At 64.9% G+C, this 13,128-nt stretch carries 11 protein-coding genes; 8 read left to right on the top strand and 3 right to left on the bottom strand.

What is annotated here, in order from left to right; all coding sequences use genetic code 11:
• Positions 1-14: 14 nt before the first annotated feature.
• Positions 15-1,103, bottom strand: a complete 1,089-nt coding sequence (locus FJV83_RS23750) for a citrate synthase/methylcitrate synthase (protein ID WP_142885754.1) — start codon at positions 1,101-1,103, stop codon at positions 15-17.
• A 93-nt stretch (positions 1,104-1,196) separates the two neighbouring features.
• On the opposite strand from FJV83_RS23750, the gene FJV83_RS23745 reads away from it, so the two are divergent.
• Positions 1,197-2,339: a citrate synthase gene (locus FJV83_RS23745; protein WP_095772084.1), complete on the top strand. Its 1,143-nt coding sequence runs from the start codon at positions 1,197-1,199 to the stop codon at positions 2,337-2,339.
• A gap of 49 nt (positions 2,340-2,388) precedes the next feature.
• Here FJV83_RS23745 and ftrA read toward each other — a convergent pair whose 3' ends face one another.
• The gene (gene ftrA / locus FJV83_RS23740) at positions 2,389-3,366 is read right to left on the bottom strand and encodes a transcriptional regulator FtrA (protein WP_095772336.1); all 978 of its coding nucleotides are present in this window, start codon (positions 3,364-3,366) and stop codon (positions 2,389-2,391) included.
• Between the two features lie 134 nt (positions 3,367-3,500).
• On the opposite strand from ftrA, the gene FJV83_RS23735 reads away from it, so the two are divergent.
• A complete protein-coding gene (locus FJV83_RS23735) occupies positions 3,501-3,920 on the top strand; it encodes a rhodanese-like domain-containing protein (RefSeq protein WP_095772083.1) in 420 nt (139 codons plus the stop codon).
• 147 nt (positions 3,921-4,067) lie between these two features.
• On the opposite strand, the gene phaR is transcribed toward FJV83_RS23735, so the two are convergent.
• On the bottom strand, positions 4,068-4,679 hold the full coding sequence (phaR, locus tag FJV83_RS23730) for a polyhydroxyalkanoate synthesis repressor PhaR (RefSeq protein ID WP_095772082.1): 612 nt from the start codon (positions 4,677-4,679) through the stop codon (positions 4,068-4,070).
• Positions 4,680-4,981: 302 nt separating this feature from the next.
• Here phaR and FJV83_RS23725 point away from each other — a divergent pair, with 302 nt between their 5' ends.
• From FJV83_RS23725 to FJV83_RS23700, 6 genes are all read left to right on the top strand, one after another.
• A complete protein-coding gene (locus FJV83_RS23725) occupies positions 4,982-6,166 on the top strand; it encodes an acetyl-CoA C-acetyltransferase (protein WP_142885755.1) in 1,185 nt (394 codons plus the stop codon).
• Between the two features lie 90 nt (positions 6,167-6,256).
• Positions 6,257-6,982, top strand: coding sequence for an acetoacetyl-CoA reductase (gene phbB, locus FJV83_RS23720; protein ID WP_095772080.1), 726 nt, complete (start codon positions 6,257-6,259; stop codon positions 6,980-6,982).
• Positions 6,983-7,691: 709 nt separating this feature from the next.
• On the top strand, positions 7,692-11,072 hold the full coding sequence (locus tag FJV83_RS23715) for a helicase-related protein (RefSeq protein ID WP_142885756.1): 3,381 nt from the start codon (positions 7,692-7,694) through the stop codon (positions 11,070-11,072).
• A 15-nt stretch (positions 11,073-11,087) separates the two neighbouring features.
• A complete protein-coding gene (locus FJV83_RS23710; protein WP_095772078.1) occupies positions 11,088-11,474 on the top strand; it encodes an RNA-binding S4 domain-containing protein in 387 nt (128 codons plus the stop codon).
• 248 nt (positions 11,475-11,722) lie between these two features.
• Positions 11,723-12,061, top strand: coding sequence for a ferredoxin FdxA (gene fdxA / locus FJV83_RS23705; protein ID WP_008873823.1), 339 nt, complete (start codon positions 11,723-11,725; stop codon positions 12,059-12,061).
• A 370-nt stretch (positions 12,062-12,431) separates the two neighbouring features.
• On the top strand, positions 12,432-13,013 hold the full coding sequence (locus FJV83_RS23700; protein WP_010911999.1) for a CarD family transcriptional regulator: 582 nt from the start codon (positions 12,432-12,434) through the stop codon (positions 13,011-13,013).
• Positions 13,014-13,128: the final 115 nt, after the last annotated feature.

Raw genomic sequence — 13,128 nt, 5'->3', positions numbered from 1 at the left:
CAGGTCAGGGATGCCTAGGCGACCAAATCGGGCACCGGGCCGACATAACGCGATTGCGGACGGATCAGCCGTCCGGTCGTCTGCTGCTCGCGCGCATGCGCGATCCAGCCGGCAACGCGACCGGCGGCGAAGACATTGCTGAAGGCCTGTGGCGGGAAACCCGCCGCTTCGAGCACCAGCGCGGTGTAGAATTCGACATTGGTCTGCAGCGAGCGCTGCGGCTTGGCGATCCGCAACACCTCGAGCGCCGTCTTTTCGACCTCCTCGGCGAAAGCCAGCCGGCGGCCGGTCTCGCCCTCGCCGCCAAGCTGTCGCACGACCGCTTTCAGCACATCGGCGCGCGGATCGCGCACACGGTAGATGCGATGGCCGAACCCCATGATCCGCCTGCCATGCGCGATCTCGTTGCGCAGCCAGCCGGCCGCGTCGCCATGTGCCTCGATCGCATCGAGCATCTCGATCACCGGGCCGGGCGCGCCGCCATGCAGCGGCCCCTTGAGCGCGCCGAGCCCGGCCAGCACCGACGAGGTCAGGCCGGCCAATGTCGAAGCAACGACGCGCGTGGCGAAGGTCGAGGCGTTGAGGCCGTGGTCGCAGACGGTCACCAGATAGGTGTCGAGCGCTTTTGCCAATGCCGGCGACGGAGCGGAACCCCGGAGCATGCGCAACATGTCGGCGGCATGGCCGGCCTTGCCATCCGGCGCGACTGGCTGCTCGCCGCGCTGCAGGCGCAGCAAGGCAGGCGTCAGCACGGCGGGCGCCGCGATCAGCCGCAGCGCGTCCGCCAATGTTTCGCCGTCTGGCAGCAGAGCCATGCCGGCGCGCATGGCGCTGTAGATTTCGAGTGGTGCCAGCAGCGACAGCGAAGGAAGGGTCCGCTCGAACACCTCGACACGCGCCTCGCCCAGTTGCGCCGCCAGTTCGGTATCGCCAGGCAGATCCTCGAAGAAGTCGTCGAGCAACAGCCGGACGACCTGCGGAAAGTTCCATCGTCCGGCCAGTTCCGCCAGCGAATGACCACGGATCGTCAGTCGGCCTCCCAGACCATCCACGTCGGACATCACGGTTTCGGCCGCCACCACATCATCGAGCCCATTCGCCATGACCTTGTCTCCTTGAAGCTTTTCCCGATCGCAGATAAGGCTGGTCAACCCAAGCATCAATCTTGATCAATAGAATCAATACCAGAGCCGAAAATGTCGGAATGGTTATCGCGGGAAGAGGCGTTGGACAGGCTGCGGGTAAGGCCGCAGACGCTCTATGCCTATGTCAGCCGCGGGCGCATCGGCATGCGTCCCGACCGCGCCGATCCACGCCGCAGCCAGTATCGCGCCGACGACATCGCGGCGCTGGCAACACGCCGGGCGCGCGGACGCAGCCCCTCGGCCATCGCCGAAAGCGCGATTGCCTGGGGCGAGCCGTCGATCGCAACGGCGATTTCGACCGTCTGGCACGGTCGCCTCATCTATCGGGGCCAGGACGCCGCCCTGCTGTCCGACCATGCCACGCTGGAAGAAACCGCCGCTGTGCTTTGGGCTCTGCCTGAACCGGTCCGCTTCGAAGCGCCGCTGCCGGATGCGCCACGCCACTCCGGCCGCGCCCCGGCCTTCGCGCAACTTGCCTTGCTGGCCGGCCAGGCTCGGCCTTCGCTTGGACGCAGCGCCGCCTCGCTATGTGCCGACGCCGCGCGCGCAATCGGCGTGCTGGCCGGCGCCCTCGGTGCCGAAGCGGGGCCGGATCCGGTGCACCGGCGATTGGCACGGGGCTGGTCGGTCGATGAGGGTGGCGCCGATGCGATCCGGCGCGCCCTTGTGCTGCTCGCCGATCACGAGCTGAATGCATCGACCTTCACGGCCCGCGTCGCGGCCTCCACCGGCGCCTCGCCCGCCGCTTGCCTGCTGGCGGGCCTGGCAACACTCTCCGGTCCGCGCCATGGCGGTGCCGGCGAAGCGGTGATGCAGCTTGCTGAAGATGCGGCGCGGCACGGCGCCGACGCCGCGGTCCGGCGCTGGCTCGGCCACGACCGGCCGCTGCCTGGCTTCGGCCACCAACTCTATCCCGAGGGCGATCCGCGGGCCACGGCGCTCCTGGCAGCCATCGGCAACACCGATGAGACCTTGCGGTTGCTGGAGATCGCCGCCATCGCAGCGACCGGCGCCCAGCCGAATATCGATTTTGCCCTGGCCGTGCTGACGCGCGGCCTCGGGCTGCCGCCCGATGCGCCGTTCCATCTGTTCGCGCTCGGGCGCAGCGTCGGCTGGGCAGCCCATATGGTCGAACAGATCATGGGCGGCAGCATCATCAGGCCACGCGGCCGCTATGAAGGGCTGTTGCCCTGACAGCGTTTTGCCTGATGCGGTTTCGACCCGGGCTCAACTTTGTCAGCCGTCAAGCGGAGTTGGTCCCGAACCGCGCCCGGTACGCAGCGGGCGTCGTGGCGAATTGCCGGCGGAAATGATGCCGCAGCGTCGCCGCCGCGCCAAAGCCGGCGGTCTCGGCAATCCGCTCGATCGGCATGCTCGTGTCTTCCAGCAAAGTGCGCGCCCGCGAAAGCCGCTCCGAAAGCAGCCAGCGCGCCGGTGTGACACCGGTCGCGGCCGCGAACCGGCGCAAAAATGTCCGCTCGCTCATCCCGGCAAGACTGGCCAGGGTGGCAACGGGGTAGTCGGCGGAAATATCCGCGCGCATTCTGTCAATCAACGGTCCAAGCCGGCCGCGTTCGTGCGGCTCGGGAACCGAACTTTCGACATATTGCGCCTGGCCGCCGTCGCGATGCGGCGGCACGACCAGGCGGCGTGCCACCATATTGGCCGCCTTGGTGCCGAAGTCGCGCCGCACCAGATGCAGGCAAAGGTCGATGCCCGCAGCACTGCCGGCCGATGTCAGCACGTTTCCCTCATCGATGTACAAAACGTCAGGGACCACGGTGATGTCGGGATACATCTCCCTCAGCCTGTCGCTGTAGCGCCAATGCGTGGTTGCCTTCTTGCCTGACAGCAGGCCGGCCGCGGCCAGCACGAAGACTCCCGAGCAGATGGACAGGATGCGTGCGCCCCGCTCGCTGGCCTTGCGAAGCGCCTCGATCAGCAATGGCGGCACCGGACAGTCCACACCGCGCCATCCCGGCACGATCACCGTGCCGGCCTCACCGATCAGATCGGGTCCGCCATCGGCGACGATGCGCACGCCGCCCATCGCACGCATTTCGCCCGCATCGATGCCGGCGACGGCAAAACGGTACCAATCCGCGCCCATCTCGGGTCTGGGCAAGGCGAACATCTCGGCCGCCACGCCAAACTCGAACGTGCACAGCCCGTCATAGGCGACGGCAACGACCAGTGGGTTGGCAGGAGGCATGTTTGGCATGATCTTGACGATATATGGCAAAGCTGCCAGCTGCAATCGCCAGGCCCGGTGCGCTACCTCAACTCCATCAGCGATGGAGACAAGCTCCATCCGAAAACGATGGAGGCCAGCTCCATCGGCGATGGAGATCCTTGATGAGCTATGTGACAGACGTTCCAGCGGCCTCGCCGGAGATTGCGCGCGACCATTTCCTGCGCCGGCTTTCGGTCGAGACCGACTGTTCGGACGTTGCCGCGGCAATGCGCGGCGGAGAGCCGGACTTCGTGCTTTTGCACGTGGTCGGTTCGCCTGATGCCTATGAGCGCCGCCATGTGCCGGGCGCACTGCACCTGCCGCACCGCGAAATATCGGCCGAGCGGATGGCAGAGTGGCCGGCAGGCACGCTGTTCGTGGTCTATTGCGCCGGGCCGCATTGCAATGGCGCGGACCGGGCGGCCTTCAAACTGGCCAGCCTCGGCCTGCCGGTCAAGATCATGATCGGCGGCATTTCAGGCTGGCAGGACGAAGAGCTTCCTTTCGCCTCGGGCAGGGAACCTGGTGTTCTGCGGTCATGATCCTAACTCGAAGCCTGGCGCGACTGATATCGTCCGTCCATTCGAGCGGCGAATGTCGGCGCCTGCGAAACGTGGGAATTGCGGCGCCCCGACGATCGATGGGCAACGCACAGCCGGATCTGGCCTAAGCCTTGCCGGCTTGCCGGCTCACGACATCGTGTCGAGCTTGCGCTGCATGGCCGCGATCTGGTCCTTCAGCTGCTGCAGATCGTCTGATTTCTCCGGCGGTGCGTCCTTCCTGACCGGTTCGGCGGGGGCCGCGGCCGGGGCCGAGCCCGCGGGCGGGAAAGGCGTGAATAGCCGCATCGCGTTCTGGAACATTTCCATATTGCGGCGGGTCTGCTCTTCCAGCGCCTTGATCGGCGTGGCCATCTTCATCACATCGAGCGGCGACTTGCCGATGGCGCCCTTCATCTGCTCGCGAAAGCGCTCCTGCTCCTTGGAGAAGGCGATCATCGACTGTTCAAGGAAGCTCGGCACTATCATCTGCATCTGGTCGCCGTAGAAGGCGATCAGCTGGCGCAGGAACGGGATCGGCAGCATGTTCTGCCCATCCTTGTTCTCCAGCTCGAAAATGATCTGGGTCAGCACCGGATGCGTGATGTCGTCGCCGGTCTTGGCGTCCTGGACGGTGAACTCCTCGCCCTTCTTGACCATGTCGGCCAGATCCTCGAGCGTCACATAGGTGCTCGTCCCCGTATTATAGAGGCGGCGATTGGCGTATTTCTTGATAATGATCGGGTCGTCTTTTGCGGCCATCTGCATCCTCCCCGGACACCGGCACGCCTGAGTAAGCAGCCGGTAACGATTGCGCCCTTTTTGAGGATATGCGCAAAAGCCTCATAATTCCAAGCAGTTTGTGCAGTGCGGGATCATATAATGCTGCATAGCAGGCGAAATATGCTGCGCAGCAGCGGCCAGTCCGCCGGCGCGGCGGCGCGCGACCTGCTTGGCGTGCATGGGCGCCATGCCGATTTCCGGTTTGACTTGGGTCATGGAAAGGGCAAGAAAAGTTGCCAACAATGCCTGAAAACACGACAGCTCGAAGTCTGGAGAAGAAAATGTCCTCTGCCAATTCCATCGTTGTCGCCAGTGCCGCGCGCACGGCCGTCGGCTCCTTCAACGGTGCTTTCGCGGCCACGCCGGCGCATGAACTCGGTGCTGTCGTCATCAAGGAGCTTTTGTCGCGCGCGGGTGTCGAGGCAGCCGAGGTCGACGAGGTCATCCTCGGCCAGGTGCTGACCGCGGCCCAGGGCCAGAACCCGGCCCGCCAGGCCTCGATCATTGCCGGCCTGCCCAAGGAGACCACTGCCTGGGGCCTCAACCAGGTTTGCGGCTCGGGCCTGCGCGCCATCGCGCTCGGCATGCAGCAGATCGCCACCGGCGACGCCAAGGTGATCGTTGCCGGCGGACAGGAATCGATGTCGCTGTCGCCGCACGCCGAGCACCTGCGCGCCGGCGTCAAGATGGGCGACTACAAGATGATCGACACCATGATCAAGGACGGCCTGTGGGACGCTTTCAACGGCTACCACATGGGCAACACCGCCGAAAACGTCGCCCGCCAGTTCCAGATCACCCGGGACGATCAGGACCAGTTCGCGCTGGCCTCGCAGAACAAGGCCGAGGCCGCGCAGAAGGCCGGCAAATTCAAGGACGAAATCGTCGCCTTCACCATCAAGGGCAAGAAGGGCGACACCATTGTCGACCAGGACGAATACATCCGCCACGGCGCCACGCTTGACGCTATGACCAAGCTGAAGCCGGCCTTCGACAAGGACGGCACGGTGACCGCCGCCAACGCCTCCGGCATCAATGACGGAGCGGCCGGCGCGCTGCTGATGAGCGAAGCGGAGGCCGCAAGGCGCGGCATCACCCCGCTGGCGCGCATCGCGTCCTGGGCAACCGCCGGCGTCGATCCGGCGATCATGGGCACCGGCCCGATCCCCGCCTCGCGCAAGGCTTTGGAGAAGGCCGGCTGGTCGGTCGGCGATCTCGACCTTGTTGAGGCCAACGAGGCATTTGCCGCGCAGGCCTGCGCCGTCAACAAGGGCATGGGCTGGGATCCCTCGATCGTCAACGTCAATGGCGGCGCCATCGCCATCGGCCATCCGATCGGCGCCTCGGGCGCCCGCGTCTTCAACACGCTGGTCCACGAGATGCGCCGCCGCGGCGCCAGGAAGGGCCTCGCGACGCTGTGCATCGGCGGCGGCATGGGCGTCGCCATGTGCGTTGAAGCGCTCTGAGAAAACGATGACCGGGCGGCGCGAGCCGCCCGTTCAATATCGAGTGCCTGCCAAGCCCGAAAACAGGGCGATATCAAAAAGGGGAAATGCATGACCAAGGTTGCAATCGTCACGGGCGGATCGCGCGGCATCGGCGCGGCGATCTCGATCGCTTTGAAGACCGCAGGCTATTCGGTTGCCGCGAACTACGCCGGCAACGACGAAGCGGCGGCGAAATTCAAGGCCGAGACCGGCATTCCGGTCTACAAATGGTCGGTCGCCGAGTATGACGCTTGCGCCGCCGGCATCAAACAGGTCGAGGCCGACCTCGGCCCGGTCTCGGTGCTGGTCAACAACGCCGGCATCACCCGCGATGCCATGTTCCACAAGATCACCCGCGACCAGTGGAAAGAAGTCATCGACACCAACCTGTCGGGTGTTTTCAACATGACGCATCCGCTGTGGAACGGCATGCGCGAGCGCAAATTCGGCCGCGTCATCACCATCTCCTCGATCAACGGCCAGAAGGGCCAGGCCGGCCAGGTCAATTATTCCGCCGCCAAGGCCGGCGACATCGGCTTCTCGAAGGCGCTCGCCCAAGAGGGTGCTCGCGCGGGCATCACCGTCAACGTCATCTGCCCCGGCTACATCGCCACCGAAATGGTCAAGGCCATCGACGAGAAGGTGCTCAACGAGCGCATCCTGCCGCAGATCCCTGTCGGCCGGCTCGGCGAGCCGGAAGAGATCGCGCGCTGCGTCGTCTTCCTCGCCTCGCAGGATGCCGGCTTCATCACCGGCTCGACCATCACCGCCAATGGCGGCCAGTACTTCGCCTGAGACGTCTGACGGCGGCTCACATCCCGCGACGAACGGACCGGGAAACCGGTCCGTTTTCAATGGATGCCTGGAGCCCAGGACGCCCCGCTGCGGCGCAATGCCCAATCCGGCACGCAAAGGTTAATGGCGGCAGCGCCGCCTGTGCGAACCCTGTGGGCAAGCTGTGAATCCTCGGTGGATAAGCTGTTCACAACACAAGATATTGACGGAACAAACCGGGAAAATGCCGCCGGCGCTGATTTGTCGCCGATTCGTTCCGGCTTTGGGCGGAAGTTAACGTTAATGCCCGGGATTCAGCCGTGTTTCATTAACGACAAATTCAGAAAGATTAACAATTTCATAATGTTGAGCGACAGCCATCGAGATGCTTCGTTCATTTGCCGGCAAAAGTTAAGGACAAGGCCCGCCAGCATAAAACGGGCCAGTTCGATGATTCAGCATGTGGTGAGACTCGGGCTCACAAAATCCATATGTAGCCGTGAACAAAAGCTGAATCTGAGCGAGTCGCCGATTCGTCGCCGATTCGTTCCAGACTCGTTCCATCAGTTAAGCTGCAGCCAATTTAGCGCCAGACAGAGTTGCATTCGAGCCGCCGGTGGAACATTCCGCTTTCGCTTCGCGCCCGAAATCCCTATGTGTCGCCTGTCATACGCGCCAGTTGAGGCACGCTCCCGACAACCAGAGGCCAGAAAGCCTTATTTCCAGGTCGATGAACATCCAGCCGAAACACACTGAGCCGCTGATCCTGTCGGGCCGCGACGTGACCGCCGTGCTTGGGCCGACCAACACCGGCAAGACCCATCTCGCCATCGAGCGCATGGTGGCGCACGAAACCGGCGTCATCGGCCTGCCGCTCAGGCTGCTGGCCCGCGAAGTCTACACACGCGTCTGCGAAAAGGTCGGCGCACACAAGGTCGCGCTGATCACCGGCGAGGAGAAGATCCAGCCGCCGGGCGCCAAATATTCGGTCTGCACCGTCGAGGCGATGCCGCGCGAGACGGATGCCGCCTTCGTCGCCATCGACGAGGTGCAGCTCGCCGGCGACCTCGAGCGCGGCCACATCTTCACCGACCGCATCCTGCATTTGCGCGGCCGCCAGGAGACGCTGCTGCTGGGTGCCGCCACCATGCACGGCATCCTGCAGCGCCTGCTGAAGGGCGTCTCGGTGGTGACGCGGCCGCGGCTGTCGCATCTGGCCTATGCCGGTTCGAAGAAACTGACCCGCTTGCCGCGCCGTACCGCGATCGTCGCCTTTTCCGCCGACGAGGTCTACGCCATCGCCGAGCTGATCCGCCGCCAGCAGGGCGGTGCCGCCGTCGTGCTCGGCGCGCTATCGCCGCGCACTCGCAACGCCCAGGTGGCGCTGTTCCAGTCCGGCGATGTCGACTATCTCGTCGCCACCGACGCCATCGGCATGGGTCTCAATCTCGATCTCGACCATGTCGCCTTCGCCCAGAACCGTAAATTCGACGGCTACCAGTACCGCAACTTGACGGCGGCCGAGCTTGGCCAGATCGCCGGCCGCGCCGGCCGACATCTGCGCGACGGCACGTTCGGCGTCACTGGCCAGGTCGACCCGCTCGACGAAGAACTGGTCAAGAAGATCGAGGGCCACGACTTCGATCCGGTCAAGGTGCTGCAGTGGCGCACCGCGCATTTCGACTTCGGCAGCCTCGATACGCTCAAGCGCTCGATCGAGACCAACGCCCCGGTCGAGGGCTTGACGCGCGCCCTGCCGGCGGTCGACGCACAGGCGCTCGAATATCTCTCCCGCGACGATGACATCCGCGCGCTCGCCACCGATGCAAAGCGCGTCGCGCTGCTGTGGGAAGCCTGCGCACTGCCCGACTACAGGAAGATCGCGCCTGCCCAGCACGCCGACCTGATCGCCTCCATCTACATGGACCTTGCCCGTCATGGCCATGTCGACGAGAACTACATGGCCGAGCAGGTGCGCCGCGCCGACACCACCGAGGGCGACATCGACACGCTGTCGCACCGTATTGCCCAGATCCGCACCTGGACATTCGTGTCGAACCGGCCCGGCTGGCTGGCCGATCAGGCACACTGGCAGGAAAAGACGCGCGAAATCGAAGACAGATTGTCGGATGCGCTGCATGAGCGGTTGACGAAACGCTTCGTAGACCGCAGGACTTCCGTCCTCATGCGGCGCCTTAGAGAAAATACCATGCCTGAAGCCGAAATCAGTCCTACCGGAACCGTCCTTGTCGAAGGCCACCATGTCGGCGAGTTGCAAGGGTTCCGCTTCACCGCCGACCAGACCGCCGGCGGCGAAGACGCCAAGGCCGTGCGCACGGCCGCGCAAAAGGCGCTGGCCGCCGAGTTCGAGGCGCGCGCCGAACGCTTCGGCGCCTGCGCCAATGGCGACCTGGCGCTTGGCTCGGACGGCACGCTGCGCTGGATCGGCGCGCCGATCGGCACGCTGGTTTCCGGCGAAGACGCGCTGAAGCCGCGCCTCGTGCTGCTGGCCGACGAACAGCTGACCGGCCCGGCACGCGACAAGGTCGCCGCGCGCGCCGAACGCTTCGTCAACTTCCAGATCGAAACGCTGCTGAAGCCACTGGTCGACCTGAAGAACGCCGAGCAGATTTCCGGCATCGGCCGAGGCATCGCTTTCCAGCTGGTCGAGAATTTCGGCCTCATCAACCGCCGCGATATCGCCGAGGAGATGAAGTCGCTTGACCAGGAGGGCCGCGCGGCCCTTCGCCGGCTCGGTGTGCGCTTCGGCGCCTACCATGTCTTCGTGCCGGCACTGATCAAGCCGGCCCCCGCCGGGCTGGTGACCTTGCTGTGGGCGCTGAAGAACGACGGCAAGGACAAGCCTGGTTTCGGCGACGTCGTCCACGCGCTGGCGTCCGGCCGCACCTCCGTGGTCATCGATCCTGCCTTCGACAAGGCTTTCTACAAGCTGGCCGGCTATCGCAATCTCGGCCGCCGCGCCGTGCGCGTCGACATATTGGAGCGGCTGGCGGACCTCATCCGACCGGCAACCAACTGGAAGCCCGGCCTCGGCCAGCGCCCGGACGGCGCCTATGACGGCCATTCCTTCATGGTGACGCCGCCGATGATGTCGATCCTCGGTGCCACCGCCGACGACATGGAAGAGATCCTCAAGGGCCTCGGCTACCGCGCCGAGCCGAAGCCGGCGGCGGAGGTCAAAGCACGGCTCGAGGCGCAGGACACCGCCGCGCGGGAAGCTGCCGCCGCGAAACTCGCGGCGGAAGAAGCCGCGCGCGCCGAGCAGGCCAAGGCAGCCGAAGCCGGAGCTACGGACGCGGCCGCGGAGGCGGCGGTCGAGGGTTCGGAACCGGCTGTTGCCGAGACCGCGCTCGAAACTCCCGCCGAGATCATCGCGGAAACGATAGCGGAGCCGATCGCGGAAGCGCAACCCGAAGTTCCAGCCGAAGCCGTGGAAGAACCCGCTACAGAGGTCGCTGTCGCCGAAGCGGTTGCTGAACCTGTTGCCGCGCGGGAAGCGGGAGCCGCATCGGTCGATGCGACGTCGGTGGAGCCAGTTTCCGAAGCTGCACCGGCGACGGAAGCGGTTTCGGACGAGCCTGCCGTGGTGGCCGAAGCGGCCACCGGCGAGCCCATCGCCGAAGCCGAAGCGCCCAAGCCCATCCTGCTGTGGCGCCAGGGCCGTTTCGAACAGCGCCCCCGCCATCACGAAGGCCGCAACAACCGCCAGCGCAACGGACAAGCGCGCGGCCGTGGCAATGCGCCGGCCGAGGCCGTCGCTGCTCAAACCACCGGCGCGCCCGGCGAACGTCCCGCTCATGAGGGGCGTCGCGATGGCGCCGGCAAGCCGCGCTTCGACCGTTCGAAGTTCAAGCCCAAACCACAGGGTGAAGGCGAACAGCGCCGTGACGGCCGCCCGCAGGGCGAGCGTCGCGAAGGCCGACCCGACTGGAAGGGTGGCCGGCCCGAGGGCAAGGGCGGTCCCGATCGCGGCAAGGGGGGCGCAAAGCCTGCTTTCCAGCCGAAGCCGCGCGAGGAACGTCCGGTGCGCTTCGATCCGGATTCGCCGTTCGCCAAGCTCGCCGCCTTGCGCGACCAGTTGAAGAAGTAGGCTCGGTAGGGTCCGATGGTTGCCGAAGGCCGCCAGCGCATCGACAAATGGCTGTTCTTCTCGCGCGCGGTGAAATCGCGCTCGCTCGCGGCGAAGCTCGTCGTCGCCGGGCGCGTGCGCATCAATCGCGACAAAGCAGCGCAGGCCTCCGATCTGGTCAAGCCGGGCGATGTGCTGACCATCACGCTCGACCGGCGCATTTTCGTCTGGAAGGTGCTTGGCGCTGGTGTCCGGCGCGGCCCCGCGGAGGAAGCCCGCACCCTCTATGAGGATATGTCGCCGCCGCCGACACCGAAGGGCGAGGCGCTTCCCGACGCCATGCCGGCGCTGCGCGAGGCCGGCAGCGGCCGTCCGACCAAAAGAGAGCGCCGCCAGACCGACCGCCTGCTTGGCGAAGATTGAAGCTTGCCGGCCAGATCGCGGGCCGCGATCCCGGGGCAATGGCGGACGCAGGGCAGAACGGAACCCGGCAAACAAGATGCTCCCGGGACATCAGCCGCCCTTGCCGCGCCTGCCGCCTGGAATTCCATTCCGCAAACGCCGGGGCGGCCGCGCATGGCAACCCTTGCAAGCGAGAGACAAAGGCGTTACCTCACGGAAAAAGCCCAAGAAAACTGGCCCATTAAGCTGGGACGTCCCGGAGCCGACCGATGACCTATGTCGTGACCGACAATTGCATCAAGTGCAAATATATGGACTGCATCGAGGTCTGTCCGGTCGACTGTTTCTATGAAGGCGAGAACATGCTCGTCATCCATCCCGACGAGTGCATCGACTGCGGCGTCTGCGAGCCCGAATGCCCGGCCGACGCGATCAAGCCCGACACCGAGCCAGGTCTCGACAAATGGCTGCAGATCAACACCGAATATGCCGAGAAATGGCCCAACATCACCGCCAAGAAGGAGCCGCCGGCAGACGCCAAGACCTTCGACGGCGAGGCCGGCAAGTTCGAGAAATACTTCTCCGCCGAGCCCGGCGAAGGCGATTGACAATGCGGCCGTAAAGGCTTGTATGACGCAGGGTAACAGGCAGATCGGATTAACCGCCTTGACAGGCGGCGATTGGTTGTGGCCTTCGCTTACGCAGCAAAACCTTGATTCTTCCGACTTTTTGTGCTACATCAGCGAAACATGCCGGTGACACAACGTCGATTTATGGCGCAGACGCCCCAAATCACTGAAAGGTGAAAATCCCAGTCCGGACCAGAGCGATCTGGGGTCAGGCGGTCGCAGTTCGTGCGGTTTGCCGGTCCCGACCTTTCCGGTGGGTTCATCTGTTGTGCGGCTAACGATCGGGTTCTCCGGTCGCACGAGTTCAGCCGGCACCGCCGCCGGCCCATAACAAGGAGTTCAGGGCGTAATGGCAACGATCACCCCGCAGAAGAAGTCCACTGGTGCGCGTCACGGTTTCAAGACCGGCGAGTACATCGTCTATCCGGCGCATGGCGTTGGCCAGATCGTGTCGATCGACGAGCAGGAAGTGGCCGGCCATAAGCTGGAACTGTTCGTCATCGACTTCCAAAAGGACAAGATGCGCCTGAAGGTGCCGGTCGCCAAGGCGACCTCCATTGGCATGCGCAAGCTGTCGGAAGAGGATTATGTCGAGCGCGCGTTGAAGGTCGTGCAGGGCCGCGCCCGCGTCAAGCGCACCATGTGGTCGCGCCGCGCCCAGGAATATGATGCCAAGATCAATTCCGGCGACCTGATCTCCATCTCGGAAGTCGTGCGCGACCTCTACCGCGCCGACAACCAGCCGGAGCAGTCCTATTCCGAGCGTCAGCTTTACGAGGCGGCACTCGACCGCATGGCCCGCGAGATCGCGGCCGTCAACCGCATGTCGGAAACCGAAGCCGTGCGCCTGATCGAGGTCAACCTCAATAAGGGCCCTAAGCGCGGCGCCAAGGCCGACAATGAGGAAGCCGAGCAGGAAGAAGCTGCCTGAGATCTTGTGCCTTTAAGTTCACGAAAAACCCGGCCTCGTGAACTGACCCCCGAAAGTTGGACACAACCTTCGGGGGTTTTGCATGTCCAAACACAGTGCGCGCTTCAAGCGGTCA

This window comes from Mesorhizobium sp. WSM4307 (genome assembly GCF_007003945.1).
In the GTDB taxonomy this organism is placed as follows: Bacteria; Pseudomonadota; Alphaproteobacteria; order Rhizobiales; family Rhizobiaceae; genus Mesorhizobium.
The sequence above is the reverse complement of the archived record's forward strand: the minus strand, read 5'-3'. Positions and strand labels throughout refer to the sequence as shown.

What these genes read in the sequence shown, in the direction of transcription:
- FJV83_RS23750 (WP_142885754.1), bottom strand. Translation starts at nt 1,103, where the DNA reads ATGGCGAATGGGCTCGATGATGTGGTGGCGGCCGAAACCGTGATGTCC.
- FJV83_RS23745 (WP_095772084.1), top strand. Translation starts at nt 1,197, where the DNA reads ATGTCGGAATGGTTATCGCGGGAAGAGGCGTTGGACAGGCTGCGGGTA.
- ftrA (WP_095772336.1), bottom strand. Translation starts at nt 3,366, where the DNA reads ATGCCAAACATGCCTCCTGCCAACCCACTGGTCGTTGCCGTCGCCTAT.
- FJV83_RS23735 (WP_095772083.1), top strand. Translation starts at nt 3,501, where the DNA reads ATGAGCTATGTGACAGACGTTCCAGCGGCCTCGCCGGAGATTGCGCGC.
- phaR (WP_095772082.1), bottom strand. Translation starts at nt 4,679, where the DNA reads ATGGCCGCAAAAGACGACCCGATCATTATCAAGAAATACGCCAATCGC.
- FJV83_RS23725 (WP_142885755.1), top strand. Translation starts at nt 4,982, where the DNA reads ATGTCCTCTGCCAATTCCATCGTTGTCGCCAGTGCCGCGCGCACGGCC.
- phbB (WP_095772080.1), top strand. Translation starts at nt 6,257, where the DNA reads ATGACCAAGGTTGCAATCGTCACGGGCGGATCGCGCGGCATCGGCGCG.
- FJV83_RS23715 (WP_142885756.1), top strand. Translation starts at nt 7,692, where the DNA reads ATGAACATCCAGCCGAAACACACTGAGCCGCTGATCCTGTCGGGCCGC.
- FJV83_RS23710 (WP_095772078.1), top strand. Translation starts at nt 11,088, where the DNA reads ATGGTTGCCGAAGGCCGCCAGCGCATCGACAAATGGCTGTTCTTCTCG.
- fdxA (WP_008873823.1), top strand. Translation starts at nt 11,723, where the DNA reads ATGACCTATGTCGTGACCGACAATTGCATCAAGTGCAAATATATGGAC.
- FJV83_RS23700 (WP_010911999.1), top strand. Translation starts at nt 12,432, where the DNA reads ATGGCAACGATCACCCCGCAGAAGAAGTCCACTGGTGCGCGTCACGGT.